The organism is Roseisolibacter sp. H3M3-2, assembly GCF_029211165.1.
GTDB lineage: Bacteria > Gemmatimonadota > Gemmatimonadetes > Gemmatimonadales > Gemmatimonadaceae > Roseisolibacter.
The window spans coordinates 1-2,865 of record NZ_JARGEK010000490.1 but is presented as its reverse complement, the minus strand read 5'-3'; the positions used below and the strand labels follow the sequence as shown (position 1 = coordinate 2,865).

The 2,865-nt window shown below is 72.8% G+C and carries 2 protein-coding genes; both read right to left on the bottom strand.

Annotation, left to right across the window (positions count from 1 at the left end; translation table 11 throughout):
• Window positions 1-82: 82 nt before the first annotated feature.
• Window positions 83-1,654 carry a phytoene desaturase gene (locus tag PYV61_RS23475; RefSeq protein ID WP_275836272.1) on the bottom strand — a complete coding sequence of 524 codons (1,572 nt, stop codon included), beginning with the start codon at window positions 1,652-1,654 and terminating at the stop codon, window positions 83-85.
• A gap of 5 nt (window positions 1,655-1,659) precedes the next feature.
• Window positions 1,660-2,637, bottom strand: a complete 978-nt coding sequence (locus PYV61_RS23470; protein ID WP_275836270.1) for a carotenoid biosynthesis protein — start codon at window positions 2,635-2,637, stop codon at window positions 1,660-1,662.
• Window positions 2,638-2,865 lie beyond the last annotated feature (228 nt).

Genomic DNA, 2,865 nt, shown 5'->3' with positions numbered 1-2,865 from the left:
GCGCGCTACCAAATCTTTGACAATCGCCCCGTTCTGATCCGTCTCATCCGATTCCCTGTTGCCTTTCAGAAGTGTTGGAAGCTCAGTCTCCCGCCAGCGCCGCCGCGTCGCGTGCGGTCACCTCGCGCGTCGCCGCGGCGCGCACCGCGCCGGCCCGCGCCGGGTCGGCGGTGCGGCGCCCCGCCGCCGCCTCGCCGATCAGGTCGGCCACGATCTTCCCCGAGCTCATGACGCCGGGGAGCCCGGCGCCGGGGTGCGTCCCCGCGCCCGCGAGGTAGAGGTTCTCGATGTCCTCGCTGCGGTTGTGCGGGCGCATCCAGGCGCTCTGCGTCAGCGTCGGCTCCACCGAGAACGCACTGCCGAGGTACGAGTTCAGCGTCCCCTCGAAGTGCAGCGGGTCGATGCGGTGCTCGGTGACGACGTGCTTCGAGAGGTCGGGGAGGTAGCGCTCCTCGAGCGACCGCATGATCGCGTCGCGGTAGCGCGGCGCCGTCTCGCGCCAGTCGGTGTCGCCGCCCAGGTGCGGGACGGGCGACAGCACGTACCACGCGTCGCACCCCGGCGGGGCCAGCGACGGGTCGGTCGCGGTGGGGCGGTGCAGGTAGAGCGAGAAGTCCTCGGCCAGCCGCTTCCGCCCGAAGATGTCGTCGAGCAGCCCGCGGTAGCGCGGCCCCATGAGGATCTCGTGGTGGGCCATGTGCTCGTAGCGCCGGTCCGTGCCGAAGTAGATCACGAACAGCGACATCGAGTACCGGAGCCGCCTGAGCTTCGCGTCGCTCATGCGCGGCCGCGCGCCCGGCGCCACCATCTTCAGGTACGTGGTGGCGACGTCGGCGTTGCTCACCACCGCGTCGGCGGCGAGGCGCGTCCCGTCGGCCAGCCGCACCCCGGTCGCGCGGCGGCGCGCCGCGTCGGTCTCGATCTCGGCGACGTCGGCGTTCAGCCGCAGCTCCCCGCCCAGCTCTTCGAAGAGCCGCGCGAACGCCTTCACCAGCGCCCCCGTCCCGCCCATCGCGAACCAGACCCCCCAGCGCTGCTCCAGCGTGTGGATCAGCGTGTAGATCGACGTGGTCTGGAACGGGTTGCCGCCGACGAGCAGCGGGTGGAAGGAGAACACCTGCCGCAGCCGCTCGTCCTTGATGAAGCGGCCGACGTAGTCCGCCACGCTCCGGTCGGCGCGCAGCCGGACCAGGTCGGGGAGCACGCGCGCCATGTCGCGCAGCTTCAGGAACGGCTTGTCGATCAGCCCGAAGCCGGTGCGGAAGATATCGTCGCCGCCCTCGAGGAAGCGCAGGTAGCCGGCGACGTCGTCGGGGTTGAAGGCGCGGATCTGCTCCAGGATCGACTCGCGGTTCCCGTCGTAGCGGAACACCGAGCCGTCGGTGAAGCGGATGTTGTAGTACGGGTCGCACGGGACGAGCGTGACGTAGTCCTCGGCGCGACGCCCGGCCAGCTCGAACAGCTCGCGGATCAGCCACGGCGCCGTGATGATCGTCGGCCCGCCGTCGAAGGTGAACCCGTCCTGCTCGTACACGTAGGCGCGCCCGCCCGGCTTGTCGCGCCGCTCGAGCACCGTGACCTCGTGCCCCTGCGCCTGCAGCCGGATGGCGGCGGTCAGCCCGCCGAACCCCGACCCGATCACCACGATGCGCATCGCGCTCAGTCCCCGGCCACGGCGAAGGTGCGCGTCTCGGCGAGCCGCGCCTCGCCCGCCGGCGCCCGGCGGCGCGCGAACACCGCCAGCGCCAGCGGGATCGCCATCGCCACCGTGCCGGCGACCGCCGCGATCCAGAGCCCGCGGCCGATGCAGATCGCCACCGGGAGCACGCCGTTGATCGCGTACAGCACGAGCGGCATCCGCGTCGGCGCCACGCGGCGCGCCCACTGCGTCGGCGGCACCAGCGCCAGCATCGCCCACGCCACGACGAATCCGGTCAGCAGCCAGCCGAGCCAGTTGGTCAGCGGCATGCCGTAGAAGAAGTCGGTCGTCAGGAACGCGGCCCACGCCGGCTTCCCGGCCGGGTCCTCGAGGTGCCAGATCCAGTGCGTGGTGGCGACCATCGCCGGGTCCATCGAGACGTCCCACGCCGTCAGCACGAGCGACGCGACCGCCGCCCACACCAGCTTCGCGCGCAGGTCGTCGCGCGCCGGCAGCAGCCGCCCGCAGATCGCGAGCGACGCGTAGAGCATGTAGAACCAGGACGTCGGGATGTTGAACGGCACCCGCCCGCCGATCAGGTACCCGAGCTGCGGCGTGTACGAGTAGGGGCCGAACGGGTAGCCCGTGCTCGTCCCCGTGTACTCCGACAGCAGCGCGAGCGAGAAGGCGACCGCGAACACGACCCCCGTCCGCCGCGCGCCGAACAGCGACGCCATGTGCAGCAGCGCCGTCATCGCCCCCAGCACGACCGTCGTCTGCCCGCCGAACTTGAACATGAACTGCATCACCGCCTGGTTCTCCGGCGTGAGCAGCCACGCGGGGTAGGGCGGCGCGAGGAACGTCGCGAAGCCGACCGACGAGAAGAGCGTCAGGCCGGCGTGGCCGAGCAGGCAGAGGCCGGCGACGCGCAGCAGCGTCGCCGACTGGCGCTCGGCGGCGGGGTGGGGGAGGGACGGATCCCAGGCGGCTGTGGACATGGCGGTCACGGGCGTGGAGCGGCGGGGCCCGCGCGTCGGCGCGCCCCCGCGGTCACGATGCAGGAGTCGGACGCGGCGCGGGGCGCGGCCCCGCCCACCGGCGCCTCAGGCGAGCTTCACCAGGTCGCCCGCTCCGCCCCGGCGCCCGTCGGGGGCGCCGGCGACGGCCAGCGTCGTCGGGCAGAGGTCCCAGGCGGGCGCGTCGTCCGGCGCGTCGGCGGCCGCCTC